Origin of the sequence: Bradyrhizobium sp. WSM2254 (assembly GCF_000472645.1) — a bacterium.
Classification (GTDB): Bacteria; Pseudomonadota; Alphaproteobacteria; order Rhizobiales; family Xanthobacteraceae; genus Bradyrhizobium; species Bradyrhizobium niftali.
Genome location: NZ_AXAB01000009.1, coordinates 109122 through 135622, shown reverse-complemented (window position 1 = coordinate 135622; position 26501 = coordinate 109122). Strand labels below are relative to the sequence as shown.

The window sequence follows — 26501 nt, the reverse complement described above, 5'->3', positions numbered from 1 at the left end:
GCGATACTACGCCGCTGGCGGCACCGAGATCTTCACCGACGGCCGCTCCAGCATCTTCTGATGGAAGGCGTCGAGCTTCGGATAGGCCTTGCGCCAGCCGCAATCGGCAAAGCGGAAATCGGCATAGCCGAGCACGCAGACGAGGCCGATCTGCGAGATGTCGAACGGACCGTTCAGGACATCGGGCATGTCCTCGAAGCGCGCCATGCCGGTCCAGGCCCGGTTCCAGTGGTCGTCCGACCACGCCTGCCATTGCAGGCCCTGCGGCCGCACCATTCTCTCGTAGCGGCACAGCAGCATGGAATCGAGCATGCCGTTGATCAGGGAGTGATTGGTCTTGGCCTTCCAGCGCCGCGGGCCGTAATCCGGGATCAGGCTGCCACCGGCCAATTCGTTGAGATATTCGACGATGACGTAGGAATCCAGGATCACGTCGCCGTCATTGGTGATCAGCACCGGCAGCTTCTTCAGCGGCGTGATGCGCGAATAGTCCTCGTTGGCCGTGCCCGGCGCGACGGTTGCGGGCGTCAGCTCGATCTTGTCGATCAGCCCAAGCTCGATCGCGGCGATGCGCACCTTGCGGGCGAAGGGCGATGCGGCGGAGAAGGAGAGTTTCATCGGAAATAACCTCTATCCAGACACACGGTCCTCATCCTGAGGAGCGCGCCCCCTGGCGCGCGTCTCGAAAGGATGGACAACGAGAGAAGGTCTCTCGTCACCCGGCGCGAACGCCGGGCGACGGTGCTTGTGGCGCATCCTTCGAGACGCGCGCGTTGCGCGCTCCTCAGGATGAGGGCGGAGGCTTACGCCGCAATAATCTCCTGCCGCTGCTCGCCGAGGCCCTCGATGCCGAGCGTCACGACGTCGCCGACATTGAGGAAGGTCGGCGGCTTCATGCCGAGGCCGACGCCGGGCGGGGTGCCCGTGGTGATGATGTCGCCGGGCAGCAGCGTCATGAACTGCGAGACGTAGGAGATGCACTTGGCCATGGAGAATATCATGGTCGTGGTCGAGCCGGTCTGGCGACGCTGACCGTTGACGTCGAGCCACATCGACAGGTTCTGCACGTCCTTGATCTCGTCCCTGGTGGCGAGCCACGGGCCGACCGGGCCAAACGTGTCGTGCGACTTGCCCTTGGTCCACTGTCCCAGGCGCTCGGTCTGGAAGTTGCGCTCGGAGACGTCGTTGCAGACGCAATAGCCGGCCACGTAGTTCAGCGCATCGGCTTCCGAGACGTACTTGGCGCGGGTGCCGATGATCGCGGCGATCTCGACCTCCCAGTCGAGCTTGGTCGAGCCGCGCGGCTTCTCGACCGCGTCGTTCGGGCCGGACAGCGAGGTGTTCGCCTTCATGAAGATGATCGGCTCGGTCGGAATCGCTGCTCCCGTTTCCTTGGCGTGGTCGCTGTAGTTGAGGCCGATGGCGACGAATTTCGAGATGCCGGTGACCGGCGCGCCGAACCGCGGCTTGCCGGAGACGGCGGGCAGCGCGGCGGGGTCGAGGGCGGCGAGCTTCTTCAGGCTTTCCGGCGAATAGGCCTCGCCGGTCAGGTCCTTCACATGCGCCGACAGGTCGCGCAACTGGCCGGATTTGTCGATCAGGCCGGGTTTTTCCGCACCCTTTTCGCCATAACGAACAAGCTTCATTCTCGTTTCTCCCTGGAGATGGACCGATCGGTTAAACAGCTTCATGGAACAGGGCGGCGGGAAATTCAACCGCTCAAAACGGGGCGCATTGCAGCCCCTCGCTCGTAGGGTGGGTTAGCACGCGGCTGCGCGAAGCGCAGTCCGGGCGTAACCACCTCTTCTGTGTCCGAGGGGATAGACCGTGGTGGGTTACGCCTTCGGCTAACCCACCCTACGATTGCGTCTCATCCCAGCGCCACAAACCTGAACGCGTCCCCGTCCCGCCTGATGTGTCCGGCCGAGTAATGCCCGCCGATCACCAGCGTCGGGGTGTCGGCAAAGCGCGAGAACACCTTGTGCCGGGTCGCCGCCGATTGGGCGGGATCGGTATCGACGACCGAGCACCAGTCGAGATGCGCCATCTGGCAGGGATGATGGGCGACGTCGCCGGTGAGCAGCCCCTGTTCACCGCCGGACTCGATCAGGACGCTCATGTGACCGGGGCTGTGGCCGGGGGTCGGGATCACGCTGATCTCCTCGCAAAGCCGTTGGTCGCTCGGGATCAGCTCGGCCTGGCCCGCATCGACGACCGGTTTCACGGAATCGACGAACACCGCGACCTTGTCCTGCTCGGTCGAATGGTCGCGCCAATACTCATATTCGGTCCTGCCGAACACATAGCGCGCCTTCGGGAACGTCGGCACCCATTTGCCGTCGACCAGTTTCGTATTCCAGCCGACATGGTCGACATGAAGATGCGTGCACAGCACGGTGTCGATGCTGTCAGGGGCAAATCCCGCTGCCGTCATGGTCTCCAGAAACGGCGTGCTGCGGTTATTCCAGACCGGGACGCCGCGGCCCTGCTTGTCGTTGCCGAGACCGGTGTCGACCACGATGCGGCGCGTCGGCGTCTCCACCACCAGCGCGTGGATCGACATTTTCAGCCGGCCCTCGTCGGTGGCGAAATGCGGGATCAGCCAGGGCAGCTTCCGGATTTCATCGTTGGACGCGGCCGGCAGGATGAAGCGGGTCGAGCCGACTGTCTCCATCTCGACGAGCTTCGTAATCCTGACCTTGCCCACCTTCCACGACATCCGGCGTGTCCCCATGTTCTTGCTTTGCGCCTCGCTGTCATTCCGGGGCGATGCGCAAGCATCGAACCTGGAATCTCGAGATCGTTGCGTGAGATTCCGGGTCCGCGACTACGTCGCGCCCCGGAATGACGAGAGAGGACGCTTTGGCGCGGAAACATGCGGGTTTCCGCCATGAAGCGCAATGGATCATCTGATGGCGCGCCGCGTTATCGCTGGAACACAGGACAAGCCGGAGGGAAAGACGATGCCAGAGCTTGCAATTTCCGCCGAGAAAGTCGCTTTCATCATCGAGAAGGCCCGCGAATTCGACGTCAAGGAAGCTGCATCCGATCCGGACTCGGGCTCGAACCCCTCCGACGATGACGAGATCGACGTGCTGGAGGACACGACGTCCGATCCGGTCGCAAGCGAGTTGATCGGCTTCATCGGGGCGCTGAACGAGGACGAGCAGCTCGACCTCGTGACGCTGATGTGGCTCGGCCGCGGCGACGGCTCCGTCGACGAGTGGGACGACCTGCGCGCCCGCGCCGCCGAGGCCCGCGCCGAATACAAGGCGCCCCGGCGCGAAGCTGTGCAATATCTACTGGGCGAGCCGATGCTGGGCGATCTGTTGGCCGACGGCATGGACGAGCTGGGCATCGACTGGACCGACGAGCGGACCACGCCCGTATCCTAGAGCTGAAGATCTACACGAGGTCGTCATGCCCGGGCTTGTCTCGGGCATCCACGTTCTTAGTGCTGTGAGCAAGACGTGGATGGCCGGGACGAGCCCGGCCATGACGCTGTGGAAGCTTCAACGGACCAACTCAGCTCTCACCGTGCGCAGTCGACGATCACGGTACCAAGCTTGTCGCCCTTCTCGACGGCGAGATGCGCCTGCGCCGTGTCGGATAACGCAAACTGCGCCGCGATAGTGTGGAGCCGCGGCCCCGCCGCCAGCCATTTTGTGATGTCCGCTTGCGCCGCCGCAAGCATCGCTGGCGGCAACGCAAACAGCACCAGCGCGCGCAGCGCGATGCATTTTTCCATCAATTCGCGCATCGGCACGACCGGCGTGCGGTTGCCGTTGGTGGCATAGACCGCAATGGTCGAATTCAGCGCCATCAACTTCAAGGTGGTGGCGATGTTGCCACCGAAATCGACGTCCACCACGCGATCGACACCACGTCCGCCGGTGAAGGCCATCGCCTTGGCAACGACGTCTTCGTCCCTGTAATTGACCACGAGATCGGCGCCCGCACGCCGCGCCTGCTCGGCCTTCATCGCCGAGCTGACGGTCGCGATCACCTGCGCGCCGCCCCATTTGGCGAGCTGCACGGCATAGTGGCCGACCGCGCCGGCACCGCCGGTGACGAGCACGGTCTTGCCGACGATCGGCCCGTCCGCAAACAGGCCGCACCATGCAGTCATCGCGGGGATGCCGAGCGTTGCGCCCTCCGCGAAAGAGAGGTTATCCGGAAGCGGCGTCACCAACTGCTCGGCCAGCACGATATATTCCGCCGCCGTGCCGAACGCGCGGCCGTTGCGCTGGCCGTTGAACAGCCAGACGCGGTCGCCGAGCTTAAAGCGCGTCACGTCATCGCCGACCTGGTCGACGAAACCCGCGCCGTCGCTGTTCGGAATGACGCGCTCGTATTCCATCGCGCGATAGCCGCCGCCGCGCCGGCCGACATCGGCCGGGTTCACGCCGGAGGCTTCCAGGCGAATGCGAACTTCGCCCGGGCCCGCGACCGGCGCCGGCATCTCACCATAGGTGAGGACCTCGACGGCCGGCCCCGTCTGTTCGTACCAGACCGCCCTCAAAGCGTGCCCGGGAACGCGCCGCCGTCGAGCAGGATGTTCTGCCCGGTGATGAAGCCGGCCTTGGCGCCGCAGAGAAACGCGCAGGCATAGCCGAACTCGTCGGGCTGGCCGAAGCGGCCGGCGGGGTTGAGCTTGGCGCGCTCGGTCAGGATCTGCTCGGGCGTTGTGCCGCGCTTGTCGGCCTCGGCCTTGGCGGTGCCGGTCAGGCGATCGGTCTCGAACGGGCCCGGCAGCAGGCCGTTGATGGTGACGTTGTTGATCACGGTCTTGCGCGACAGGCCGGCGATGAAGCCGGTGAGGCCGGCGCGTGCGCCGTTGGAGAGGCCGAGGATGTCGATCGGTGCCTTCACCGCGGCCGAGGTGATGTTGACGATGCGGCCGAACTTGCGCGCCATCATGCCGTCGACGGTCGCCTTGATCAGCTCGATCGGGGTCAGCATGTTGGCGTCGATCGCCTTGATCCAGTCGTCGCGGGTCCAGTTGCGGAAATCGCCGGGCGGCGGGCCGCCGGCATTGTTGATCAGGATGTCGGGCTCGGGGCAGGCCTTCAGCACCGCCTCGCGGCCCGCCGGCGTCGTGATGTCGCCGACGATCTCGGTGACCTTCACACCCGGATAGGCTTTGCGGATGTCGTCGGCCGTCTTCTTCAGGGCTTCGGCGCCGCGCGCGGTCAGCGTGACGTCAACGCCGGCTTCCGCCAGCGAGACGGCGCAGGCGCGGCCGAGGCCCTTGCTGGATGCGCAGACGATGGCGCGGCGACCTTTGATCCCAAGATCCACAGTTTCACTCCCGTAATGTCAGGCAGGTTTTGGACGGGCGGCACTCTAGCCAATCGTGGTGCCGCTGGTAAGGGACGGGCTCGCACCAAAATGCATGGCGCGCGGCGCGGCGATGCAAATGCGCAGGCATGATCCGGACCCGAAGGGCACGTTAGCGAAAAGTATGTAGCGGTTTCCCTCGCGACAAACGCGGAACGCGTCTGCGCGGAGATCATGCTCAAACAAATGAGCTGGAGCGCGATTTCATCGCGCTCTAGATCCGCCGCTCCTGCTTGAGGCGGTCGATCGCAGCGGCGGCCTCCGGCGGCAGTATCTTGAAGCCCATCTGCCCGACCGCCGAGAACAGCGGCCGCAGATGCGAGCCGGCGAGGAAGGGCGGCTGGCGGTTGGCCGGCACGATCTGGTCGAACACCAGCACCAGCGTGGTGGCGACGAGGCCGACCCTGACGGCGCCGAGCGCGGCGCCGCCGAGGCGGTCGCCGATCCCGGCTTCGCGTATCGTGTCGTTCAGCGCCAGGCGGCCGATATACCCAAGCAGCATGCCGACAACCACGAAGATGCCGAAGAACCAGATCCAGTTTTGCAGCAGCGGCGCGTTCGGATTGCTCGCGACCTGCGGTACGATCAGCGGCATCAGTGCGACCGCGATGGGTGCGGCGAGCAGATAGGCGAGGATGGTCATGGCGCTGCGCAGCAGGCCAGTCCTGAATCCGAAGCCGATGGCGATGGCGAGCGCCGCATAGACGGCGAGATCGAAACTGTTCATGAGCAAGGCCCTGCTTCGGTGGAACGAATGAACGCCGAACCAATCATTCCGGTTTCCGATCGCTAAAATCGTCTGTACTTTTGCTCCAGAAGCTCAGGGGTTACGCCCAAGGACACCGTCATGTCAGGCCTATTCGACGTCAGTAAAGAAACCATCCTCGTCACCGGCGCGAGCCAGGGGCTGGGGCGGCAGTTTGCCCGGGTGCTGGCGGCGCATGGCGCGGCCGTCGCGCTCGCGGCACGGCAGACCGACAAGTTGAAGAATCTGGAACAGGAGATCCGCGGCAACGGCGGCCGCGCCGCCGCCGTCGCGCTCGACGTCACCGACATGTCATCGATCGCCAAGGCCGTGGATGCCACGGAAGCCGCACTCGGTCCGATCACAGTGCTGATCAACAATGCCGGCATCGCGATCGAGAAGCTCGCGACCGAGCAGACCGAATCCGATTGGGACGCCGTGATCGGCGCCAATCTCAAGGGCGCCTATTTCCTCGCGACCGAAGTCGCGCGGCGCATGATCGCGCGCAAGCAGGACGGCAACATCGTCAACATCGCCTCCGTGCTCGGCACCGGCGTCTTGAAGGCGGTGTCGCCCTACGCGATCTCCAAGGCCGGCATCATCCAGGCGACGAAAGCGATGGCGCTGGAGCTCGCGGGGCAGAACATCCGCATCAACGCGCTGGCGCCCGGCTATATCGACACGGAAATGAACCACGCCTTCTGGTCGACCCCGGCGGGCGAGCGTTTGGCAAAACGCATCCCCCAGCGCCGCGTCGGCGCCGAGTCCGATCTCGACGGCGCAATCCTGCTGCTGGCCTCGAAGGCCTCGCGCTACATGACGGGGAGCGTGGTGACCGTGGATGGCGGGTTCTTGTTGAATTGATCACCGCCGTCGTCCCGCGGCGCGCGTAGCGCGAGCCCGGGACCCATAACCCCAGGGAGGAATTTGACGAAGACTCGGAGATACTATCTCGCTCCCAAACTCCTCCCTGTGGTTATGGGTCCCCGCCCCCCGTGCGCAATTGCGCACTAGGCGGGGACGACGGCGGAGAATGACGCGGCAGCGTCGCTACCTCGCCCGCATCTCCCCCCGGATCATATCCGCCGCCTTCTCCCCGATCATGATCGTCGGCGCGTTGGTATTGCCGCCGATCAGCGTCGGCATGATCGAGGCATCGACGACGCGCAAGGCCTCGACGCCGTGGACCTTCAACTGCGGATCGACCACCGCCATCGCGTCCGTGCCCATCTTGCAGGTGCCGACGGGGTGGTAGACGGTGTCGACGCGATTGCGCAGGATGGCGCGAATGTCGTCGTCCGTTCTCACATCGGACGTGAACATGTCCTTTTTCTGCAACGCGCGCATCGCAGGCGTCTCCATCAGCCGTCGCGTGGTCTTGAAGCCCGCGACCATCGTCTCGAGATCCTCCGCCTCGCCCAAGAAGTTCGGATCGATCATGGGGGCAGCAAGCGGATCGGCGCTCTTCAGCCAGACGCTGCCGCGGCTCTTCGGTCTGAGCAGGCAGACATGGCATGAGAAGCCCGCTTCCTTATGCTTCTTGCGGCCGTGGTCGTCGAGCATCGCGATGATGAAGTGCAGTTGAATGTCGGGCACGTCGAGGTGGGCCTGCGTCTTCAGGAAGCCGCCACACTCGGCGAAATTGGTGGTCATCAGGCCGCGTCGCTCGCGGCGGTACCGCTGGATCGCGTGCAGCAGGGATGGCAGCCGACCGAGTGACGCGTGAACGAAGTGCGGATAGTCGGAGGCGTAGACGAACACGAAATCCGGATGGTCCTGCAGATTGCGCCCGACGCCCGGCAGGTGATGCACGACGCCGATGCCGCGCGCGGCAAGCGCATCGCCGTCGCCGATACCCGACAGCATCAGCAATTGCGGTGACTGGAAGGCGCCGCCGGCGAGGATCACCTCGCGGCGGGCGCGCAGCTGCTTCAGCTCCTTGCCCTGCCGGTACTCAACGCCCACTGCGCGCCTGCCTTCCAACAAGATGCGCGTGGCATGCGCCTGCGTCTCGACGCGCAGATTCGCCCGCTTGCCCATGTGGGGATCCACATAGGCGCGCGCCGCGCTCCAGCGCTCGCCACCGTGCTGCGTCACCTGATAGCTGCCGAGTCCTTCGTGGTTCTCGGCATTGAAGTCCTCGCGGATGCGGAACTGCGCTTCGCGCGCGGCCTGATGGAAGACGTCATGGATCGGATTGTCCGAGCGTAGCTTGTTGACATGCAGCGGGCCGCCCTTGCCGTGATATTCGCCGTCGAAATCGGCGTTGTTCTCCGAGCGCTTGAAGTAGGGCAGCACGTCCGCATACGACCAGCCGGAATTGCCGAGCGCGGCCCAGTGGTCGTAGTCCCATTTGTTGCCGCGGATGTAGACCATCGCGTTGATCGCCGAAGAACCGCCGAGGCCCTTGCCGCGCGGTTGATAGCCGATGCGGCCGTTCAATCCCTTCTGCGGCACAGTATCGAACGCCCAGTTGGCCGCGCGGTATGGCAAAGCGAGCCCGAATGGCGTGGTGATCCGCCAACTGTCGTTCCGTCCGCCCGCATCGAGCAGCGCCACGGATGTCGCCACATCCTCCGACAGCCGCCCCGCAACGGTGCAGCCGCCGGAGCCCGCGCCCACGACGACGAAATCGAATGTCTCAGTCAATGTTGTTTCCCCCGTTATTGTTATTCCGGGCGATGCGGAGCATCGAACTATGGTGCGCACTTGCGCACCAGAGAATCTCGAGGTTCCGGGTTCGCTTCGCGCCCCGGAACGACTTCCCCTACGACATGAACCGCATCAACTTCTCCAGCCGCGCGATCTTGCCGCCATAGGGCGGGTAGAGGTCGGCGAGGCGGTTGAATTTCGAGCGGTAGAACACCGGCTTCAGCTTGCTGAACATCTTGAAACCCCATTCGCCGTGATAGGCGCCGCTGCCGGATGCGCCGACGCCGCCCATCGGCTGGTTGATTTGCGCGAAGTGGAACAGGCAGTCGTTGACGGTGACGCCGCCGGAGACGGTGCGTGACAGCACCGCGTCGCGCGCGTCGCGGTCCTTGCCGAACCAGTAGAGGGCGAGCGGCCGGTCGCGGCGGTTGACGAAGGCGATGGCATCCGCCGGCTCGCGGTAGCCCAGCACGGGCAGCACCGGGCCAAAGATCTCCTCCTGCATCACCGCCATGTCTTCGCCGGCACCGAGGATCAGCGTCGGCGGGAATTTGCGGTGCGCCTTCCAGTTGGGATCGTCGGCCCTTGCCGGTTGCAGGATCTTTGCGCCGCGCTGGGCGGCATCCGCGACCAGACCTTCGAGCCGCGCGTAGTGCCGGTCGGAGATGACGGAGGTGTAGTCCTTGTTGGCGGGATCGGTGCCGAACATGCGCCGCATCTGCGCGCGCACCTTTTCGGCGAAGGCCTGCAACGAGTGCTCCGGCACCAGCACGTAATCCGGCGCGATGCAGGTCTGCCCGGCATTGAGCAGCTTGCCGTAGGCGATGCGCTCGGCCGCCTCCTCGAGATCGGCGGATTGATCGATGATCGCCGGCGACTTGCCGCCGAGCTCGAGCGTGACAGGCGTGAGATTCCGCCCCGCGGCCTCCGCGACCAGCCGCCCGACCCGGGTCGAGCCGGTGAACACCAGATGATCGAACGGCAGGCTCGGAAAGGCCTTGGCGATCTCGTCCTCGACGCCGGTGACAAGCAGCTCGGTCGCGTCGAACCTTGCGGCGACCGTCTCCTTCAGCAGCGTCGAGAAGTGCGGGACCAGCTCGCTCGGCTTGATGATGACCAGGTTGCCGGCGGCGATGGCGCCGATCGTCGGCGCGAGCGTGAGCTGGAGCGGATAATTCCAGGGCGCGATGATGCCGGCGACGCCGAGCGGCTGCGGGATCAGCCGGTTGCGCGCGGGCAGGAATTGCAGCGCGGTGGCGACGCGCTGCGGTGCCATCCAGCTCTTCAGGTGCTTTGTGGCATGCCGGATCTCGCTGTAGACCATCATGGTCTCGGCGATGGTGGTCTCGACCGCCGAGCGGTGGCCGAAATCGGCCGAGATCGCCTGCCGGAAGCGCTCTTCATTCTCGGCGACGACGGCGCGCAGCCGCGCCAGCCGGTCGAGCCGCCCGGCCAGATCAACGGCCGGCTCCGCCCGCGACCGCGCGACCATGGCGTGGAAGGAACCCTCCAGAGCCAGCTGCGCGGCGCTCGCCGGGGATCGATCCAAGGAGTGGTCCATGGAGCGGTCCAAGTACCGGTCCAGGAAGCGGTCCGAGAATCGGTCCAAGCCGTTCTCCCCTGACATGGCGTTTCCCTTCGATTTTGTTGCCGCAAGCTGGCCCTTTGCGGAACTTCTGGCAAGAGCGCGCCAGACCGGCCGGAATCCGGTCCATCTACCTGTCATAAAGTCGAAAAAAACGTCCCGGCAGCCCTTTCCAAAGGCAGCCCGGGTTGGTACATACCCCCCGCACCCAACGGGCTTTGCCCCGGGGTTGCCTTCCAAGGAAGCCTTTGGGACGGAAGAGAAAAGCCACGCGAACAGCGTCGGCCTTACCTCATCGTCCCCGGCATTTTGACGAAGGCGCGCAAGTGTTTAACGCGGGGTGGAGCAGCCCGGTAGCTCGTCAGGCTCATAACCTGAAGGTCATAGGTTCAAATCCTATCCCCGCAACCAAATTCGGACTTCACCGGTTCCGATACGAAAATGGCCCGCATGATGCGGGCCATTTTTGTATCTGGCGATGTGATCACCGCTACCGGGCCGCAGTCTGCCAGGCGAGCAGTCGCTGCTCGACGAGCGACATCGCAATCGACGTCAAATATCCGGTCGCACCGAGCAGGATGACGCCGGCGAAGAGGTCGGCGGATCGGAACGCGCGTGCCGAGAGCAGGACCCACTGACCAAGGCCGTCGAGTCCGGCCAGGATTTCGCAGACCACGGAGAGAATCAGCGCAACCGTCAGGCTGAGGCGCATGCCGGCGAGGATGTCAGGCAATGCCGAGGGCAGGGCGATCTTGCCGATGATTGCGGCGCGCGACATCTGCAGCGAGCGGGCGACCTCATAGAGCCGCGGCTCGACCGCAGCAAAGCCGTGAATGGTCGCAAGCATGATCGGCCAGATCGCGCCGAAGGCGATCACGAACAGCGCCATGCCTCGCGTCAGCCCGAGCATGGCGATCGCAACCGGGATGATCGCCGAGACCGGCAGGGGCCGCAAAAATTCCAGCGACGGCGCGACATAGGCGCGCATCATCTTCGACGATCCGATCAGCGCGCCGAGCGCAATGCCGGCGATCGATGCGGCGAGCCAGCCATAGGCCATGTGCTCGAGCGTGCCGATCAGCTTGCCCGCGAGATCGCCGCTTGAAAAGCCTCGCACCAGGGCGGCCCAGGCGCGGTCCGGACCGGGCAGGAACACCGGCGAGACCAGCCGCAGATTGGCGGCGAGCTGCCACGCCGCGATGAAGCCGGCCGCGACGAGGATGCTTGCGACGCGCCAGAGGATCGCAGCGCGGTTCATGGATTGTCTCCGGCGAGCGCGGCGCGGCCGAACAGGCGGCGCTGGGCCGCAATCAACAGGATGTTCAGTGCGTAGCCGATCACGCCGATCCAAAGCAGATAAGCGAGCATCAGGTCGGCGCGCAGCGCCTGCTGCGCCAGCATGATGCCGGCGCCGAGCCCGATCGGATTGATCGCGATCTCGACGGTGACGGCGACGATCAGGGCAATGCCGGCCGACAGGCGGAAGGCGACGAAGATCCGCGGCAGTGCGGCCGGGATCACGATCTTCGCGATCCGCTGCGGCGCACTCAGCCGCAGGGCCCGCGACATCTCCATCAATCGCGGCTCGATGCTGCGCACCGCGCTGCGCGTCAGGATCAGCATCGGCCAGACGCAGGCGAACGCCACGATCACGATCTCCATCCGGTAGCCGAAGCCGAGCGCGATCAGCGCAATCGGCAGCAGCGCGATCGACGGAATCGGACGGATCGCCTCGACCGTCACCTCCATCAGCCGGTCAAGGGGACGCGAGATGCCGAAGGCGATGCCGAGTGAAAGCCCGATGGCGCTGCCGATCGCGAGGCCCGCAAAGGTGGCGAACAGCGTGTCGCGGGTCGCGATCGGAATTGAGAGGTCGGCAAGCGCAGCGGCCAGCGCCGCGAGGATCGCGCTCGGCGGGGCCAGGCTGTCGCTTTGCAGATGGGTGAGGCGCGCCCACAGCTCGAACGCCAGCGTGAGCGCCAGCGGCAACAGCAAGGGCCTGGCGCGGTCGAGGCTCAATGTTCGGTCGCCTTGATGAAGTCGAACAATTGCCGGCGCAGCCGCAGGAATTCCGGATGCTCGCGGGTGGCGAGCTGGTCGCGCGGACGCGGCAGGTCGACATCGAGCTCGATCCCGATCCGGCCCGGATGCGGCAGCAGGCCGACGACGCGGTCGCCGAGATAGATTGCCTCGTCGAGATCGTGGGTCACGAAGATCACGGTCGTCTGGCTCGCGTGCGTCAGCGACAGGACCTCGTCCTGCAAGCCCTGGCGCGTCATCGCGTCGAGCGCGCCGAACGGCTCGTCCATCAGCAGCGTCGTCGGCTCCTGCGCAAGACAGCGCGCGATCTGCAGGCGCTGCTGCATGCCCCCCGACATTTCGCTCGGATATTTGTCGGCATGGCCGGGCAAGCCGACCTTGCGCAGCAGCGCCTCGATGCGCGCGCCGCGCTCGCGCGCCGGCACACGAGAGGCTTCCAGCGCTAGCGAGATGTTTCCGGCTGCGGTCCGCCACGGCAACAGCGCCTTGCCATAATCCTGGAACACGATCGCGACCTCGCGGCGCGGCTCGGTGATCGGCTCGCCGTTGAAGGTGACGGCGCCGCTTGTGGGGCGATAGAGGCCCGCGGCGAGCCGCAGCGCCGTGGTCTTGCCACAGCCTGAGGCGCCGACGATGCAGACGAATTCGCCCGGCCGCACCTCCAGATCGAGATTCTCGATGATGGTCTTGCCGCCGAGCCGCAGCGTCGCGGCGTTGAACGCGATCAGCGTTTTTTGCCGCCGCGCGGCGCGTGCTTCGTCGAGCATGGCAACGACACTCATGATTGCTCCCCGCTCGCCTGCGGATAGACGAAATCGATGGTCGAGTGCAGATGCGCCGCCAGCATTTTTTGCGCGGCGGCCAGGTCACGCGCAAGCACATGGTCGGCGAGCATCTGGTGACTCCGGATAAACCCTTCGCCGCTGTCGATCGCACCCATCATCACGCGGCGGTAGCGATAGGCCTGGTCGTAGAGGTCGGAATGGGCCGCCAGCATGCGCTGTGAGCCGCAGGCGGCGAGCAGCGCGGTGTGAAAGCCCTTGTGGAGCCGGTCGAAATCGGCCGCGCCTTCGCGGAATTCATTGCCGGTGCGCTCGATATGCCGGCGCATTTGATGCAGCGCGCTGACGATGCCAGCCTCCCAGGCGACATCGCCATGGAGAATGGCGAGCCTGACGGCCTCGATCTCGACCGCCGTCCGCATGCAAGTGATGTCAGCGAGATCCTCGCGGCTGACCTCTGCGACGCGAAAGCCGCGCTGGCCGATGCCGACGATCAGGCCGCGTGACATCAGCCGCGACAGGCCTTCGCGCAGGGGCGTCGCCCCGATCTCGTAGCGCTGCACGAGATCGACGATGCCGAGCCGCGATCCCGGTGCGAGATGTCCGGCCAGGATGTCCTGCTCGATGAGGGTTGCGGCGCGCTCGCTCAACGTTCCGGCTTCAGCCGGAGCACGGTCGAGAGCGCGTTCGGGAGCAGGCATCGCCAATGTCCTTTAGTTCAGCACCAGTTTCGCGGTGACGAGCTTCGATTGCAGCATCTTTTGCGACGACATCACGTCGATCCACCAGCTGAGGTTTTCCGGCTTGAGGTTCGGCTCGGACTGGTTCGGCGGCGTCGCCTTGACGAGCTCGAGCGGCTGCTTGGTGAACTTGGCGATCGAGGCGGAGGCCTTCTCGCGATCGCTGTTGACGATTGGGGCGGCCTCCGCGATGGCCTCGCGGAATTTCTTCACGGTCGCAGCGTTCTTCTCCGCCCAATCTCGCGACGCGGCGTAGAAGATGATCGGATCGGTGCGGCCGAGCTCGGCGCCGTACCGCGCGCCGACTGAGCCTAATCCCGCATTGGTCATGCGTGTGACGAACGGCTCGGCCGTGAGCACGGCATCGACGCCGCCGGACTTGATGATGTCGGCCATGGTCGGGAACGTGACTTCGACGAAATTGACGCTCTTGGGATCGACGCCTTTCTCCACCAGCCATTTCACGAACAGCACGTGGAGGAAGGCGTTCAGGCCCGGCGCGCCGACCTTCTTGCCGACGAAATCCTTCGGCTCCTTGATGGTGAGGCCGTTGCGGACGAAGGCGGCGATCGCGGTGTTCGAGGTCGTGTTCATGACCGAGGCGCCGGCGATCGCGACGAGGTCGAGGCCGCCGTCGACGGCCTGGAGGAAGACGGTGGAGGTGGGGCCGCCGACCTGAATCGAGTTCGACAGGATTGCCGCCGGGATGTTGGAGTTGATCGCGATCGGCGTCATCTCGACGTCCAGCCCGTGCTTCTTGAAGATGCCTTCGTCAACCGCGACCATGGCCGATGCGCAGTCGGAGGTCGCGGTGCAGCCGATCTGGATCTTGGCCTGCGCCAGCACTGGCGCCGTCAAGGCAACAGACACCCCAACTCCGAGCGCGAGACCCGCCAACATCGCCCCTATCTGCGTTCGCCTCACCGCGCTCTCCCTAATTTGTATTTTTCAGGCTTGTTTATCGATATTTTATCTGATCATATATTTGAAACGATAGCAAGGGGTGCCCAAGGTGAAGCTCGCAACATTCAGATCTGCCGGTCAGGAGAAGATCGGCGCCGTCCACGCCAATGACAGCCAGCTGTTCGACCTCGCCGCCGCCGCCGCGCGGGACGGCCAGGCCGATCCGGCCTTCGGCTCGATGCTGGCGCTGATTGATGCCGGGCCCGGCGCGCTCGATCGGGCCCGGGCCCTGCTCGACAAGCAGGGCCAGGACGCCACGCTGTCGGCGGCGGTCAGCGCCGTCGACATCCTCGCGCCGGTGCCGGAGCCGCGGCAGATGCGCGACGGCATGTCGTTTGCCCTACACATCCTGCAAGCGCCGCGCGGGCAGCGAAAGCTCGCCGCGCGCGCCAAGGGCGACATGGCGGAATTGGCGCGAATCGACGCCGAGCCGCTCGGCGAGCTGCCCGAGGTCTATCGCAAACAGCCGATCTTCTACATCACCAATCGCTTCAGCGTCCGCGGCACCAACACCACGGTGAAATGGCCGCGCTACAGCAAGGTCATGGACTACGAGCTCGAATTCGGGATCATCACCAAGAACAAGGGCGCGAACATCTCCGCCGCGAAGGCGAAGGATCACATCTTCGGCTACACCATCTTCAACGATTTCTCCGCGCGCGACGCACAGCGCATCGAGATGGAAGGACGACTCGGCCCGGCCAAGGGCAAGAGCTTCGACGGCGGCAACGTGATGGGACCCTGGATCGTGACGCCGGACGAGATCGGCGATCCCTATCGTTTGAAGATGGAAGCGCGCGTCAACGGCGAGACCCGCTCGCAAGGCGTCAGCGAGGGCATGCTGTTCTCCTTCGAGGAGATCATCGCCCACGTCACCCAGGACGAGACGCTGATGCCCGGCGAATTCATCGGCTCCGGCACTGTCGGCAATGGCTGCGGCCTCGAGCTCGGATGGTTTCTCGAGCATGGCGATACGATCGAGCTCGAGGTCGAGAAGATCGGCATTTTGAAGAACCGCGTCGAGCGGCAAGAAGTCTGAAGGGGCGCCTGACGGCCGCCAACGAGAACAATCAACGAGGAAGCGCCATGACGAGCAAGCTGATCGACATTTCCGTCCCCCTCCAGAACGACGTGCCGGCCGACCCGCCTGGCAATCATCCGACGATTCAGTACGTCAACCACCAGCAGGGCCTGCCGCGCATGCTGCAGTTCTTCGAGGGGTTGAAGGCCGAAGATCTGCCGGACGGGCAGGGCTGGGCGGTGGAACAGGTCAGTCTCTCGACCCACAACGGAACGCATCTCGACGCACCCTGGCATTTTCACCCGACCATGAATCGCGGCGAGCGTTCCTGGACCATCGACGAGGTGCCGCTGGAATGGTGCTTCCAGCCCGGCGTGAAGCTCGACTTCCGGCACTTGCCGGACGGCTATGTCGCAACGGCCAAGGACGTCGAGGCCGAGCTCAAGCGCATCGGCCATGAGCTGAAGCCGCTCGAGATCGTCGTGGTCAACACCAGCGCCGGCGCCAAATATGGCCGGCAGGACTACGTCACGTCGGGCTGCGGCATGGGCTATGAAGCAACCATGTACCTGCTCGAGCGCGGTGTGCGCCTGACCGGCATCGACGGCTGGAGCTGGGACGCGCCGTTCGTTCATACCGCGAAAAAATACGCCGAGACGAGGGACGCAAGCCTGATCTGGGAAGGTCACAAGGCCGGCCGCCATATCGGCTATTGCCATCTCGAGAAGCTGCACAATCTCGAACTGCTGCCGTCAACCGGCTTCAAGGTGTCATGCTTCCCCGTGAAGATCGAACGAGCCTCGGCAGGTTGGACGCGAGCGGTCGCGATTTTGGAGAGCTGAGCTTCTTAAAGCCCGCGTTGAGCAGGCCATTTTGCTTTGGTGACTGCACGGGGGCCCCTTAATCGTGCCGAGCTGCTCGACAAAATCGGCTTTCTCGGATGTCGCTGCGACAGCTATACCATCGCTGTCCTGCTTTCCTTGAAGTGAGCTATCCGATGACCGAGGTCGAGCTTGTCAATGTGTTCACCCACATGGGGCGGGGCGGCAATCCCTGTCCAATTGTCATCGATGCATCGAACCTTCTCGCTGCGGGGATGCAGTCGGTGGCTCAGCAATTTGGGCATGAGTCGGGCTTCGTTCTGCCGTCACCAGGGCTCGAGTCTGACTACGTCTTCCGGTTCTGGGTTCCGCGGCACGAGATGGAGATGTGCGGTCACGCGACGATCGGCGCGCTTTGGGTCCTCGCGACCAAGGGGCGCTTGCCGGGCGAACAGGTCCGCATCGAGACGCGCAGTGGATCGGTGACGGGTTATGTCGACCGTGCGGACTCGGGCGATCCGTCCGTCGAGATCAGCCAGCCCGTCGGCAAGGTCGTTGATCTCTCGCATGCCGAAGAGGAGGACGTTCTGTCGACGCTCGAGCTGTCGCGCCGCGATCTGCTTGACCTGCCCGTGCAGAACGCCGTCACGTCACGCGTGAAGACGCTCATCCCGATCAAGGGCGTCTGCGAGCTCAACGAACTGGTGCCGGACCCGGCGCAGATCGAGGCGTGCTGTGGACGGATCGGGTCCACCGGACTCTACCCCTACGCCATCGACCATCAGGACGAACGACGTTTCGAGGCGCGGCAGTTTCCGAAGTCGTCCGGCTACCCGGAAGATGCTGCCACCGGCATTGCCGCCGCGGCGCTTGCGTTCGGACTGCTCAAGAACGAACTGGTCGAACCCAACAGCGAGCGGATCACCATCATGCAGGGTCGCGCGATGGGAGCGTTGTCCGAGATCCGGGTGCGCCTCGGCTTCGCGGGCAGTAGGCCCGTCGGTTGCCTGCTGGGAGGCTCGGTCACGCGCGCGGAGCAGCACGTCTTGCAGCCGTAGCAGGTCAGCGCAGGGACGGCGGCTACAGCTGTGCCTTCAGCGCGAATGCCCTCAGTCCGGAAAGCTCAGGATCATCTTGAGCAGTTTCGGAAACCGCGCGTTGACGTCCTCCTCGCGCAGGACGTTGCGGTGCTGGACGCCTTGCTTTGACGTCCGGACCAGGCCGGCCTCCCGCAGAATGCGAAAATGGTTCGACAGGGTCGACTTCGCCATATCGGGGCAAGGCGCCGCCTCGGTGCACGACATGCAATCCTTCTGCGCGGCCAGACTCTTGACGATACGCAGGCGCATGGGATCCGCGAGGGCGCCGAGCACCCCGGCCAGTGTAATCTCCTCCCGCGCCGGGTGAACGAACTGCGCCATGCCCAAAATATAGCACGTCCCTTGAACTGGTCCAATAGTTCATTAGTATTGAACTATTGAATATCGGCATCCTGCCGAACAATGGAGACATGCGATGACCAAGAGACTCGAAGGAAAAGTTGCGCTCGTGACCGGCGCATCCAAAGGCATCGGTGCCGCAATCTCCGCCCGGCTCGCGGCCGAGGGTGCGGCGGTTGCTGTGAACTACAGCGCCAGCAAAGAGGCCGCCGACCGCGTGGTCGCCGCCATCGTCGCCAAGGGTGGCAAGGCCGTCGCAGTCCGCGGTAATCTCACCGATGCCAAGGACGTGAAAAGCGTCGTCGCAGAGACCGTGAAGGCGTTCGGTGCGATCGACATCCTCGTCAACAACGCGGGCGTCTACGAATTCGCGCCGCTCGAGGCCATCACGCCCGAGCATTTCCACAGGCATTTCGACCTCAACGTGCTCGGCCTTCTCCTGGTCTCGGGTGAAGCGTCGAAGCACTTCAACGCCAAGGGTGGGAGCATCATCAACATCAGCTCCGGCGTATCGACCATCGCGCCGGCGAACACCGCCGTCTACACCGCGACGAAGGCATCGGTGGATGCGATCTCCGCCGTGCTGGCGAAGGAGCTGGCGCCGCGCAAGATCCGCGTGAACGCCGTCAATCCGGGCATGATCGCCACCGAAGGCGTCGTGTCGGCCGGCCTGCACGAGGGTGACATGCGCAACTGGATCGAATCCGTCACCCCGCTTGGCCGCATCGGCAAGGCTGAGGAGATCGCTGCCGCAGTGGCCTTCTTCGCTTCGGACGAGGCGTCCTACGTCACGGGCGAGACGCTTCACGTCACCGGCGGCCTGCGCTGACGAGGCGCGTGCTCTCGCGGGCGACGGTGCCAAAGGCCGTCGCCCCAGCATGGTCGGTGGTTGCGTAACCCAGCAACCGGGTACGGATCTGAGCACTCTCGATGAGGAAATGGCCCGCCTTGCGCGGGTCATTCTTGCCCCGCGACCCCTGCGCCTCAGAACTCTGTAATCGGCTTCCCGTCCGCCCCGACCAGGCTCGACGGTGCCTCCCCGAACACCAGCCCCTCCGGCTGAAACTTGATCGTCTTTCCGCCCTCGACGAACTCCGCAAAATTCCGCGGCGTGGCCGAGTGCACGCCATTGGTCAGGAAGTCGTCGATCACGTAGCAGGTGTCCGGTTTGCCGCCGGAGCCTTCGCCCAGGAACTTCTGGAAATTCTGGCTGGTCACCTTCGCCTTCTTGCGCGCCGACCAGTTGGTATAGCGGCGGTAGAGCTTTGGCATGATCACCGGGCCCTTGTCGGTCGCGAGCACGTCGGTCTCGTTCTTCCTGGGCTCGCGCAGGTCGAAGTCGAACGCGGGAATGGTCCTGGCGAGATGCTTCCAGACCAGCAGCTTCTTGGTTCGCGCGGTCTTGGCGAGGGCGAGGAAGGCCTTGATCTCGTCGTCGTTCATCGAGGAGTAGAACGTCGGATAGGCAAAGCCCTGTTCGACCAGCCAGTGGTTGATGTCGACCGTCCGGTTCGCGACCGTCAACTCGATGTCGCCGACCAGCCGGCCATAGGTGTCGAACACCTCGTTCGGCGCATCGACATGGGTGAACACCCGGCAGGCCAGCGTCGGTCCGCCGGCACGGCTGAGGAAATCATGCAGCGCCTTGCTCGACGTCGCGCCGAGGAATTGCCGGTAGGGGTGCGTGACCTCGTGATAGGCCTGCCGCTTGGCATCCGTCAGGCCCTTCTTCTCGGCCGGCGACAGCGGTGAGGGCTGGTAGTGCAGCTCCGGCGCGTCGATGCCCTGAAGGCGAACGGTCAGCTTGCCGTTCTTGATCGGCGCCGTGTTGGTTCGGCCCTTGACCTTGGCGTTGTCGAAGACGTGGGTCGACCGGAACGGCGAGGTGTCGTTCTTGCGAAAGCGGATCGCATCGGGCGCGACGGCCACCACGACCTTGGTGGTGTCGGCGTCAGACCGTCCCTCCGGCCAGAAGTGGCTGACCTCGATGGTGCCTTCGACCTCCAGCAGTCCCACGGGCATCGGCCGCTCCTGTCAACGGGCGCGACGGTCGCCTCAAGCAGGCGACTCGCGCGCACGGCTGGAAGGAACGGATCATTTTCGTGCGACAGGCCCATGACGGGGCGCGGCGGCGAAGCCGTGGTGACGCCGCCCGCGGGCGAAGAGAACAGGGCCGCCATCCTTGCCGCCCTCCGCGCGGCGATCGCGATCGCATCCGACAGCGGCGCGCTGCCGCTGAAGCAGAAGGCGGAGGCGATGCTGAACGAGATGCTCGCCCGGGGCGACGAGCTCACCTGATCTTGCCGTTCCATCGGCCTGGCGTGCGATCGTACCGTCGGCGGCGATTGTCGGGCCCGATATGCCGTTTTTATTTATTAGATAAAACAAAGACTTAGTCTGCCGCTTCTACGGTGCATGGGGTTGTTTTCGAAGTTTTTGTGAGCCTGCCGCCGCTTCGGCGCGGCCCGGGGCGGTCACCGTCGCCCATGATGACGAAGTCTCTTGCGCGGGCATCTGGGTCGGCTACCGTTGGCAGTCAGCTAGCCGCAGGGCCAGGTGATCTTTTGATGCAGATTTTTTAGCATTCCATTTTGCCGGCGCCGCCATGGCGCGACGCCCACCGGAAGAGGCGGGGCCATGATCACACGAGACCAGTCGGCACTCCTGGCGCCGGTCGAGCGCGACCTGCGGCTCGATCTCTTCCGCGGCATCGGGCTGTGGATGATCTTCCTCGACCACATCCCGCACGACGTCGTGGCCTGGCTGACGCTGCGCAATTACGGCTTCAGCGATGCCGCCGAGTTCTTCGTCTTCATCTCCGGCTACCTTGTCGGCTGGATCTACGGGCCGATCATCGCGGGCGGCTGGTTTCTGGCCGCGCTCAAGCGGCTGTGGCGGCGCGCCGCCGAGATGTACGTCGCCCACATCATGCTGTTCCTGCTGTTCACGGCGCAGATCGCGCGCACCGCGCGCCGCTTCGACAATCCGATGTACGAGCACGAGTTCAACGTGTTCAATTTCCTGTCGCATCCAGACGAGCTGATCGGGCAGGCGATCCTGCTGAAATACAAGCCGGTCAATCTCGACGTGCTGCCGCTCTACATCGCGCTGGTGTTCGCCGCGCCCTTCATCGTCTGGTGCCTGGTGCGGCGGCCGAACCTGACGCTTGCGGCGTCCGTGGTGCTCTATGTGCTGTCGCGCTGGTTCGACTGGAACATCGCCTCCTATCCGCCCGGCACGAAATGGTACTTCAACCCGTTCTGCTGGCAGCTGATGTTCGTGTTCGCGGCCTGGTGCGGCATCGGCCAGATCGGGACGATCGCGAAATGGGTGTGGTCGAAGGCGACGATGACGCTCGCGGCGGCCTGGCTCGTCTTCGCGCTCCTGATCGTGATGACCTGGCACGTGCCCGCGCTCGAGGCCCTGATCCCGAAATGGATGATCAAGGCGATCTACCCGATCGACAAGACCGATCTCGACATGCTGCGCTTTACGCATTTCCTGGCGCTGGCGATCTGGGTCACCCATTTCATCTCGCGCAAATGGCGGTTGCTGCACAGGCCCTGGCTGCGCCCCGTCATCCTCTGCGGCCAGCATTCGCTGCCGATCTTCTGCTTGGGGGTGTTCCTGTCGTTCTCCGCGCACTGGATCCTGACGCAATACACCAAGGGCGTCTGGGAGCAGCTCGCCGTCTCCGTCGCCGGCATCGTCATCATGATCGGAGCCGCCTGGCTGCTCGATCGTGCCGAACGCGTGCCCAGCCTGTTCGTGAAGGTGACGGAGGTCGAGGATCCCGAGCCCGCAGTCGAAGGTGCTCCGGCCACGGCCGCCACGCCTGCGAGCCGTTGAAAGCATCGTGGCCGCCAGCCTGCCATCTCACGGAGAGATCCAACGGAGAGGTTCATGTCCAGACGTTTGTTGACGATCGCCGGCGCTCTCCTGTTCCTGGTCTGCGGCGCCTCCGCACAGGCACCGTCGCCGGAGGCGATGAGTGCGGCGCGCAAGTTGGTGGTCACGTTGAAGATCGCGGATCAATACCGCGTATTGCTGCCGCAGCTCCTGCTCAAACTCAGGCCCGTGGTCGCGCAGGACAGGCCTGAGATCGAGCGCGACTATGATGCGCTGACGGCGCGTGGCTCCGAGATCTACGCTCCGTTCGTCGCCTCGATGATCGATCAGATCGCGGCTCTCTACGCCGCCAGCTTCACCGTCGATGAGCTGCGCCAGATCGAGGCGTTCTACGCCCAGCCGGCCGGACGGAAGTTTCTGGAGAAGTCGGATGCGCTGGCGCAGGCGAGCACGCAGATCGGCCAGGACGTCAGCCAGAAGGCGGCCGACGAGCTGAAGCAGCGCCTGATCGAGGCGCTGCGGCAGAAGGGGCACAAGCTCTAAGCGAAAAACAGCGCAAGGCCACGAGCGGCTAAGGTCCGGTGCGAGCTTCACCCCCAGGCTGTGCACGTCGGAGATGAACATCACGATCGCCGCCAGGTTCTTGCGTCATGACGCCGGCGCGCAGCCAATTTGACGGCGCCGACAGCGCCGACTACGCTTCGCGCAAATTGCAAATCTTGGGGAATGGAAATGTCCGGCGATATCGCAGCCACCATCTCGAAAGCGCGTGAGCATTCCATTGGCGATCTCCTGCGCCGTTCGGCAGGGCGTGAGCCGAACAAGCTCGCAGTGAGCTGCGGCAGCGTGAGCTGGACGTTCGCCGAGATGGACGCGATCTGCAACCGGCTCGGCCGCGGCCTGCTCGGTCTCGGTGTCAAGAAGGGGGATCGCCTCGCCGTGCTCTCGCGCAACTCGCACGCCTTTGCCGCCCTCCGCTTCGCGGTGGCCCGAATCGGCGCGGTCTTGGTGCCGATCAACTTCATGCTCAATCCGGACGAGATCAATTTCATCCTGAAGAGCTCTGGCGCAAAGCTGCTCGCGACCGGACCTGATTTCGTCGAGCCCGCGCGTGCCGCCTCGGCCAGGGACTGTGCGGTCGAGAAGATGATCTGGCTGCCGGGCGAGGATCCCGCCACCGCGCCGACCGGCCTCACCACCTTCGACGATCTGCTTCATGCCGACGGCGCGTTCCTGGAGGCGTCGGTCGACAGCCGCGACCTCGCGCAGATCGTCTACACCAGCGGAACGGAGTCGCTGCCCAAGGGCGCGATGCTGACCCATGAAGCGGTGATGTGGCAGTATGTCAGCTGCATCATCGACGGCGGCATGAGCCTGGACGACAAGTTCCTGCATGCGCTGCCGCTCTATCACTGCGCCCAGCTCGACGTGTTCCTGGGGCCGCAAGTCTATCTCGGGGCCTCCGGCGTGATCACGGGCAAGCCGACCGCCGACAACATCCTGGCCCTGATCCAGGCCCACGGGATCACGTCCTTCTTCGCGCCGCCGACGATCTGGATCGCGATGCTGCGCTCGCCCAATTTCGACAAGACCGACCTGTCGACGCTGCAGAAGGGCTATTACGGTGCCTCGATCATGCCGGTGGAAGTCCTGCTCGAACTTCAGCGCCGTCTGCCCGCCGTAAAATTCTGGAACTTCTACGGCCAGACCGAGATCGCGCCGCTCGCAACCGTGCTGCGCCCCGAGGACCAGCTGCGCAAGGCCGGCTCGGCCGGCAAGCCGGTGCTGAACGTCGAGACGCGCGTGGTCAATACCGCGATGGAGGACGTTAGGGTCGGCGAGGTCGGCGAGATCGTGCACCGCTCGCCGCACCTCCTGTCCGGCTATTACAACGATCCCGTCAAGACCGCGGCGGCGTTCTCCGGCGGCTGGTTCCACTCCGGCGATCTCGCTACCGTCGACGAAGAGGGCCACATCACCGTGGTCGACCGCGTCAAGGACATGATCAAGACCGGCGGCGAGAATGTCGCGAGCCGCGAGGTCGAGGAGATGGTCTACCGCATCCCGGCGGTGTCGGAGGTTGCCGTCGTCGGGCTGCCCGATCCGCGCTGGATCGAGGCGGTCACCGCGATCGTCGTGGTCAAGAGCGGCGAGAAGCTCGACGAGGAGTCCGTGATCAAGCACTGCGCCGGCCAGATGGCGCATTTCAAGGTGCCCAAGCGGGTCATCTTCGTCGACGCGCTGCCCAAGAACCCGAGCGGCAAGCTGCTCAAGCGCGAGCTGCGCCAGCGCTTCGTCGGCGGCGAGACGCTCGACAAGGCGATCCAGAAGAATTTCGGGACGTGAGGGCGGGCGAAGTGGTGACCCCCCGGCTCGGCTCGCGCAGTCGTCGCGGCAGCACCGCGGCGGCGTCTAGCCGACGTCGCCGGCCAGCTTCCTGACATCGTCCGGTGTCCGTCCGAAGCGGCGGCGAAACGCGCGATGGAAGTAGGAGACGTCGTGAAATCCGGCAAGATGCGCGATCTCGATGATCTTGCGCGTGCGCAAATTTGGATTTCGAAGCAGCCGCTCGGCGCGCAGCAATCGCTGCTCCAGCACGAATCCACTGTAGGTGATGCCGGCCTGCTCGAACAGCAACTGGATCGTGCGCGGGCTGACCCGGTGCGCGGCTGCAAGATCGGTGAGCGACAGCGCGGGGTTGCCCAGCTGCATCAGGATGTCGGATTTGAGGGTTTCGAGACGCGCCGCCGCAAGGCCACGCATGCGCGCTTCCTCGGCGACATCGCCGCGCGCTCCGATCATCAGCACGGCGAGGTCGAACAAATGCTGAGAGACGGCGTCGAGCTCCGCGGGCGCGAGCTTGTCGGCATAGGCATGCGCGAGATCGTAATATCGCAGGTACATCGACGTGATCGGATTGGCGCCGGGGATCGACTGCGCGATCAGGTCTTCGGCATTCGGGCACGCGCGCAGCAGCGCCTTGCGCGGCAGCAGCGCGGTCTGGAAATTTCCGTAGGCCGTCTGGGTGATGTGGGCGCCCTTGATCGAGGGATCGCCGATCGTGATGTCGCCCGCGGCGATCTCCAGCGGGCGTTTTCCCATGGCCCCGCTCAACGCCGAATTCGGCGACATCGTGATCACCAATTCGTCGTTCGTCCCCAGTGACACGAAGGACAGCGGCGTGCCGAACGACGCCGAGAGTCTGAGGCGTGGAAGAATGGCCGGCGCAATGGTCCGGTGAACGTGCCCTTCCCCGACCGGCACGAAATCGACGTTCGCCACCTGGCGGCAAAACTGCTCGCGCCATCTTTCATAGGCCTGGCCGTTCGGGTCGCCATCGAACGAGAGTTGAGGCTGGGTCATCGATCGAGAAGGAAAAGTTCGTTGCGATATGTCGCAGGTTGTATCTTCGGACCGATGCGCCGCAAGCGGCAAAAGCGCCGGATTGCGTGATAAGCCACTCGCGATGACGCGTTGAGACCGCGACCAGGTGCCGCAGCCTGGCATGCCCGGATCGCAAAAGCAGTTGGCGCCGTGGCCGATCCACTCCGCGATCCAGCCGCCGAGCGCAAAACTGATCGTGATGGCCGGCCAATTGCGCCGGCGTGGACCAGAACGTAGCCTGCGTTGACAACATTGGTTCCTCCCCACTTGCTCCGTGGGGCGATGTCACGTCCCTCCGTCCCGGCCTCTTTCGGATCCTGGCCATGCCCCTCTGGACCTGCGAAACCTGCGGCGCGCAATTCCCGGCCAGCGGCGATCCGCCCGTGTCCTGTCCGGTCTGCGAGGACGAACGGCAATTCGTCGGCTGGAAAGGACAAACCTTCCTCACCCGCGAGGCGTTGGCGGAACGCCACCGCGTCGTCTGGCGCGACGATCTCGGCCTGAGCGGCCTTGCACTCGAGCCGAGCTTCGCCATCGGTCAGCGCGCCTTGCTCGTGCCGCTCGCAGACGGCTGCGTGATGTGGGACTGCGTACCGCTGGCAACGCCGGAGGCGATCGCGCTTGTGCGCTCGCTCGGCGGACTGAAGGCGATCGCGATCTCGCATCCGCATTATTATGGCGCGCTCGCCGACTGGAGCGAGGCTTTCGGCAGCATTCCGGTTTATCTGCACGCGGATGACCGCGAATGGGTGACGCGACCGCACGCGTCGATCGTGCACTGGACCGGCGACAGCCATCGCATCTCCGGCGACGTGGTGCTGCTGCGCAGCGGCGGCCATTTCGCCGGTGCGACCATGCTGCACTGGCGGCAGGGTGCGGACGGCAAGGGGGCGCTGCTCACCGGCGACATCGCGCAGGTGACGATGGACCGCCGCTTCGTCAGCTTCATGTACTCCTATCCTAACTACATGCCGCTCAATGCCGCCGCGGTGCGGCGGATCGCCGGCGTTGTCGAGCCGTTCGCCTTCGACCGCATCTATGGCGCCTGGTGGGGGCGCAACATCGCCACCGGGGCCAAGGCCGCGTTCACGGCGTCTGTCGCGCGCTATCTGGCAGCCATCGCCTGAGCCGGCAAGCCAA

27 protein-coding genes and 1 tRNA gene are annotated in these 26501 nt (G+C 64.8%); 12 read left to right on the top strand and 16 right to left on the bottom strand.

Annotation, left to right across the window (positions count from 1 at the left end):
• Nucleotides 1-6: 6 nt before the first annotated feature.
• The 3 genes from A3M7_RS0107615 to A3M7_RS0107605 form a co-directional block, all read right to left on the bottom strand.
• Nucleotides 7-618 (bottom strand): glutathione S-transferase family protein, encoded by a 612-nt coding sequence (locus A3M7_RS0107615; protein WP_027543394.1) that lies wholly within the window; start codon nucleotides 616-618, stop codon nucleotides 7-9.
• A 185-nt stretch (nucleotides 619-803) separates the two neighbouring features.
• On the bottom strand, nucleotides 804-1646 hold the full coding sequence (locus A3M7_RS0107610) for a fumarylacetoacetate hydrolase family protein (RefSeq protein WP_027543393.1): 843 nt from the start codon (nucleotides 1644-1646) through the stop codon (nucleotides 804-806).
• A gap of 224 nt (nucleotides 1647-1870) precedes the next feature.
• On the bottom strand, nucleotides 1871-2719 hold the full coding sequence (locus A3M7_RS0107605) for an MBL fold metallo-hydrolase (protein WP_027543392.1): 849 nt from the start codon (nucleotides 2717-2719) through the stop codon (nucleotides 1871-1873).
• 244 nt (nucleotides 2720-2963) lie between these two features.
• Between A3M7_RS0107605 and A3M7_RS0107600 the strand changes: the two genes are divergently transcribed.
• Nucleotides 2964-3395 (top strand): DUF3775 domain-containing protein, encoded by a 432-nt coding sequence (locus A3M7_RS0107600; protein WP_027543391.1) that lies wholly within the window; start codon nucleotides 2964-2966, stop codon nucleotides 3393-3395.
• Nucleotides 3396-3532: 137 nt separating this feature from the next.
• Here the strand turns inward: A3M7_RS0107600 and A3M7_RS0107595 are convergent, their stop codons facing one another.
• From A3M7_RS0107595 to A3M7_RS0107585, 3 genes are all read right to left on the bottom strand, one after another.
• The gene (locus tag A3M7_RS0107595; protein ID WP_027543390.1) at nucleotides 3533-4522 is read right to left on the bottom strand and encodes an NADPH:quinone reductase; all 990 of its coding nucleotides are present in this window, start codon (nucleotides 4520-4522) and stop codon (nucleotides 3533-3535) included.
• Nucleotides 4519-5301 carry an SDR family oxidoreductase gene (locus tag A3M7_RS0107590; protein WP_027543389.1) on the bottom strand — a complete coding sequence of 261 codons (783 nt, stop codon included), beginning with the start codon at nucleotides 5299-5301 and terminating at the stop codon, nucleotides 4519-4521. Before A3M7_RS0107590 ends, A3M7_RS0107595 begins: the two co-directional genes overlap by 4 nt.
• A 253-nt stretch (nucleotides 5302-5554) precedes the next feature.
• Nucleotides 5555-6067 (bottom strand): CvpA family protein, encoded by a 513-nt coding sequence (locus tag A3M7_RS0107585; RefSeq protein ID WP_027543388.1) that lies wholly within the window; start codon nucleotides 6065-6067, stop codon nucleotides 5555-5557.
• Nucleotides 6068-6187: 120 nt separating this feature from the next.
• On the opposite strand from A3M7_RS0107585, the gene A3M7_RS0107580 reads away from it, so the two are divergent.
• A complete protein-coding gene (locus tag A3M7_RS0107580; RefSeq protein ID WP_027543387.1) occupies nucleotides 6188-6949 on the top strand; it encodes an SDR family oxidoreductase in 762 nt (253 codons plus the stop codon).
• Nucleotides 6950-7135: 186 nt separating this feature from the next.
• Here the strand turns inward: A3M7_RS0107580 and A3M7_RS0107575 are convergent, their stop codons facing one another.
• Together A3M7_RS0107575 and A3M7_RS0107570 are read right to left on the bottom strand one after the other, a co-directional pair.
• Nucleotides 7136-8734: a GMC family oxidoreductase gene (locus tag A3M7_RS0107575; RefSeq protein ID WP_027543386.1), complete on the bottom strand. Its 1599-nt coding sequence runs from the start codon at nucleotides 8732-8734 to the stop codon at nucleotides 7136-7138.
• Nucleotides 8735-8852: 118 nt separating this feature from the next.
• The gene (locus A3M7_RS0107570) at nucleotides 8853-10298 is read right to left on the bottom strand and encodes a coniferyl aldehyde dehydrogenase (protein WP_027543385.1); all 1446 of its coding nucleotides are present in this window, start codon (nucleotides 10296-10298) and stop codon (nucleotides 8853-8855) included.
• A gap of 358 nt (nucleotides 10299-10656) precedes the next feature.
• Between A3M7_RS0107570 and A3M7_RS0107565 the strand changes: the two genes are divergently transcribed.
• Nucleotides 10657-10733 (top strand) — tRNA-Met (locus A3M7_RS0107565).
• A 79-nt stretch (nucleotides 10734-10812) separates the two neighbouring features.
• Here the strand turns inward: A3M7_RS0107565 and A3M7_RS0107560 are convergent.
• Genes A3M7_RS0107560 through A3M7_RS0107540 form a run of 5 tightly spaced genes read right to left on the bottom strand, consistent with a single transcriptional unit; the run spans nucleotide 10813 to nucleotide 14784 of the window.
• Entirely contained in the window at nucleotides 10813-11580 is a 768-nt protein-coding gene (locus tag A3M7_RS0107560; protein WP_027543384.1) for an ABC transporter permease, read from the bottom strand.
• A complete protein-coding gene (locus tag A3M7_RS0107555; protein WP_027543383.1) occupies nucleotides 11577-12341 on the bottom strand; it encodes an ABC transporter permease in 765 nt (254 codons plus the stop codon). Before A3M7_RS0107555 ends, A3M7_RS0107560 begins: the two co-directional genes overlap by 4 nt.
• Complete coding sequence (locus tag A3M7_RS0107550; protein ID WP_027543382.1) at nucleotides 12338-13144, bottom strand: ABC transporter ATP-binding protein; 807 nt, start codon at nucleotides 13142-13144, stop codon at nucleotides 12338-12340. The genes A3M7_RS0107555 and A3M7_RS0107550 overlap by 4 nt, the downstream gene beginning before the upstream one ends.
• On the bottom strand, nucleotides 13141-13845 hold the full coding sequence (locus tag A3M7_RS0107545) for a GntR family transcriptional regulator (RefSeq protein ID WP_027543381.1): 705 nt from the start codon (nucleotides 13843-13845) through the stop codon (nucleotides 13141-13143). The genes A3M7_RS0107550 and A3M7_RS0107545 overlap by 4 nt, the downstream gene beginning before the upstream one ends.
• Nucleotides 13846-13857: 12 nt before the next feature.
• A complete protein-coding gene (locus A3M7_RS0107540) occupies nucleotides 13858-14784 on the bottom strand; it encodes an ABC transporter substrate-binding protein (RefSeq protein ID WP_063629425.1) in 927 nt (308 codons plus the stop codon).
• A 112-nt stretch (nucleotides 14785-14896) separates the two neighbouring features.
• Between A3M7_RS0107540 and A3M7_RS0107535 the strand changes: the two genes are divergently transcribed.
• From A3M7_RS0107535 to A3M7_RS0107525, 3 genes are all read left to right on the top strand, one after another.
• A complete protein-coding gene (locus A3M7_RS0107535) occupies nucleotides 14897-15886 on the top strand; it encodes a fumarylacetoacetate hydrolase family protein (protein ID WP_027543379.1) in 990 nt (329 codons plus the stop codon).
• A gap of 47 nt (nucleotides 15887-15933) precedes the next feature.
• A complete protein-coding gene (locus A3M7_RS0107530) occupies nucleotides 15934-16710 on the top strand; it encodes a cyclase family protein (protein ID WP_027543378.1) in 777 nt (258 codons plus the stop codon).
• Nucleotides 16711-16865: 155 nt separating this feature from the next.
• Nucleotides 16866-17747, top strand: a complete 882-nt coding sequence (locus A3M7_RS0107525) for a PhzF family phenazine biosynthesis protein (RefSeq protein WP_027543377.1) — start codon at nucleotides 16866-16868, stop codon at nucleotides 17745-17747.
• A 51-nt stretch (nucleotides 17748-17798) separates the two neighbouring features.
• On the opposite strand, the gene A3M7_RS0107520 is transcribed toward A3M7_RS0107525, so the two are convergent.
• Nucleotides 17799-18110, bottom strand: a complete 312-nt coding sequence (locus tag A3M7_RS0107520) for a helix-turn-helix transcriptional regulator (RefSeq protein WP_027543376.1) — start codon at nucleotides 18108-18110, stop codon at nucleotides 17799-17801.
• A gap of 94 nt (nucleotides 18111-18204) precedes the next feature.
• Here A3M7_RS0107520 and A3M7_RS0107515 point away from each other — a divergent pair, with 94 nt between their 5' ends.
• The gene (locus A3M7_RS0107515; RefSeq protein ID WP_027543375.1) at nucleotides 18205-18957 is read left to right on the top strand and encodes an SDR family NAD(P)-dependent oxidoreductase; all 753 of its coding nucleotides are present in this window, start codon (nucleotides 18205-18207) and stop codon (nucleotides 18955-18957) included.
• 155 nt (nucleotides 18958-19112) lie between these two features.
• Here the strand turns inward: A3M7_RS0107515 and A3M7_RS0107510 are convergent, their stop codons facing one another.
• Nucleotides 19113-20150, bottom strand: coding sequence for a thermonuclease family protein (locus A3M7_RS0107510; RefSeq protein WP_027543374.1), 1038 nt, complete (start codon nucleotides 20148-20150; stop codon nucleotides 19113-19115).
• Between the two features lie 93 nt (nucleotides 20151-20243).
• Between A3M7_RS0107510 and A3M7_RS0107505 the strand changes: the two genes are divergently transcribed.
• From A3M7_RS0107505 to A3M7_RS0107490, 4 genes are all read left to right on the top strand, one after another.
• Nucleotides 20244-20426 carry a hypothetical protein gene (locus A3M7_RS0107505; RefSeq protein ID WP_027543373.1) on the top strand — a complete coding sequence of 61 codons (183 nt, stop codon included), beginning with the start codon at nucleotides 20244-20246 and terminating at the stop codon, nucleotides 20424-20426.
• A gap of 339 nt (nucleotides 20427-20765) precedes the next feature.
• The gene (locus tag A3M7_RS0107500) at nucleotides 20766-21977 is read left to right on the top strand and encodes an OpgC domain-containing protein (RefSeq protein ID WP_027543372.1); all 1212 of its coding nucleotides are present in this window, start codon (nucleotides 20766-20768) and stop codon (nucleotides 21975-21977) included.
• 54 nt (nucleotides 21978-22031) lie between these two features.
• Nucleotides 22032-22520 (top strand): DUF2059 domain-containing protein, encoded by a 489-nt coding sequence (locus A3M7_RS0107495; RefSeq protein WP_027543371.1) that lies wholly within the window; start codon nucleotides 22032-22034, stop codon nucleotides 22518-22520.
• Between the two features lie 189 nt (nucleotides 22521-22709).
• A complete protein-coding gene (locus A3M7_RS0107490; protein WP_027543370.1) occupies nucleotides 22710-24323 on the top strand; it encodes an acyl-CoA synthetase in 1614 nt (537 codons plus the stop codon).
• Nucleotides 24324-24389: 66 nt separating this feature from the next.
• On the opposite strand, the gene A3M7_RS0107485 is transcribed toward A3M7_RS0107490, so the two are convergent.
• Nucleotides 24390-25340, bottom strand: coding sequence for an AraC family transcriptional regulator (locus tag A3M7_RS0107485; protein ID WP_027543369.1), 951 nt, complete (start codon nucleotides 25338-25340; stop codon nucleotides 24390-24392).
• A 344-nt stretch (nucleotides 25341-25684) separates the two neighbouring features.
• Between A3M7_RS0107485 and A3M7_RS0107480 the strand changes: the two genes are divergently transcribed.
• On the top strand, nucleotides 25685-26488 hold the full coding sequence (locus tag A3M7_RS0107480) for an MBL fold metallo-hydrolase (protein ID WP_027543368.1): 804 nt from the start codon (nucleotides 25685-25687) through the stop codon (nucleotides 26486-26488).
• The last annotated feature ends 13 nt before the right edge of the window (nucleotides 26489-26501 follow it).

Bases quoted from the DNA above. Each gene is read 5' to 3' on its own strand.
- A3M7_RS0107615 (WP_027543394.1), bottom strand. From the start codon at position 618: ATGAAACTCTCCTTCTCCGCCGCATCGCCCTTCGCCCGCAAGGTGCGC.
- A3M7_RS0107610 (WP_027543393.1), bottom strand. From the start codon at position 1,646: ATGAAGCTTGTTCGTTATGGCGAAAAGGGTGCGGAAAAACCCGGCCTG.
- A3M7_RS0107605 (WP_027543392.1), bottom strand. From the start codon at position 2,719: ATGTCGTGGAAGGTGGGCAAGGTCAGGATTACGAAGCTCGTCGAGATG.
- A3M7_RS0107600 (WP_027543391.1), top strand. From the start codon at position 2,964: ATGCCAGAGCTTGCAATTTCCGCCGAGAAAGTCGCTTTCATCATCGAG.
- A3M7_RS0107585 (WP_027543388.1), bottom strand. From the start codon at position 6,067: ATGAACAGTTTCGATCTCGCCGTCTATGCGGCGCTCGCCATCGCCATC.
- A3M7_RS0107580 (WP_027543387.1), top strand. From the start codon at position 6,188: ATGTCAGGCCTATTCGACGTCAGTAAAGAAACCATCCTCGTCACCGGC.
- A3M7_RS0107570 (WP_027543385.1), bottom strand. From the start codon at position 10,298: ATGGACCACTCCTTGGATCGATCCCCGGCGAGCGCCGCGCAGCTGGCT.
- A3M7_RS0107560 (WP_027543384.1), bottom strand. From the start codon at position 11,580: ATGAACCGCGCTGCGATCCTCTGGCGCGTCGCAAGCATCCTCGTCGCG.
- A3M7_RS0107550 (WP_027543382.1), bottom strand. From the start codon at position 13,144: ATGAGTGTCGTTGCCATGCTCGACGAAGCACGCGCCGCGCGGCGGCAA.
- A3M7_RS0107545 (WP_027543381.1), bottom strand. From the start codon at position 13,845: ATGCCTGCTCCCGAACGCGCTCTCGACCGTGCTCCGGCTGAAGCCGGA.
- A3M7_RS0107540 (WP_063629425.1), bottom strand. From the start codon at position 14,784: ATGTTGGCGGGTCTCGCGCTCGGAGTTGGGGTGTCTGTTGCCTTGACG.
- A3M7_RS0107530 (WP_027543378.1), top strand. From the start codon at position 15,934: ATGACGAGCAAGCTGATCGACATTTCCGTCCCCCTCCAGAACGACGTG.
- A3M7_RS0107525 (WP_027543377.1), top strand. From the start codon at position 16,866: ATGACCGAGGTCGAGCTTGTCAATGTGTTCACCCACATGGGGCGGGGC.
- A3M7_RS0107520 (WP_027543376.1), bottom strand. From the start codon at position 18,110: ATGGCGCAGTTCGTTCACCCGGCGCGGGAGGAGATTACACTGGCCGGG.
- A3M7_RS0107515 (WP_027543375.1), top strand. From the start codon at position 18,205: ATGACCAAGAGACTCGAAGGAAAAGTTGCGCTCGTGACCGGCGCATCC.
- A3M7_RS0107510 (WP_027543374.1), bottom strand. From the start codon at position 20,150: ATGCCCGTGGGACTGCTGGAGGTCGAAGGCACCATCGAGGTCAGCCAC.
- A3M7_RS0107505 (WP_027543373.1), top strand. From the start codon at position 20,244: ATGACGGGGCGCGGCGGCGAAGCCGTGGTGACGCCGCCCGCGGGCGAA.
- A3M7_RS0107500 (WP_027543372.1), top strand. From the start codon at position 20,766: ATGATCACACGAGACCAGTCGGCACTCCTGGCGCCGGTCGAGCGCGAC.
- A3M7_RS0107495 (WP_027543371.1), top strand. From the start codon at position 22,032: ATGTCCAGACGTTTGTTGACGATCGCCGGCGCTCTCCTGTTCCTGGTC.
- A3M7_RS0107490 (WP_027543370.1), top strand. From the start codon at position 22,710: ATGTCCGGCGATATCGCAGCCACCATCTCGAAAGCGCGTGAGCATTCC.
- A3M7_RS0107485 (WP_027543369.1), bottom strand. From the start codon at position 25,340: ATGACCCAGCCTCAACTCTCGTTCGATGGCGACCCGAACGGCCAGGCC.
- A3M7_RS0107480 (WP_027543368.1), top strand. From the start codon at position 25,685: ATGCCCCTCTGGACCTGCGAAACCTGCGGCGCGCAATTCCCGGCCAGC.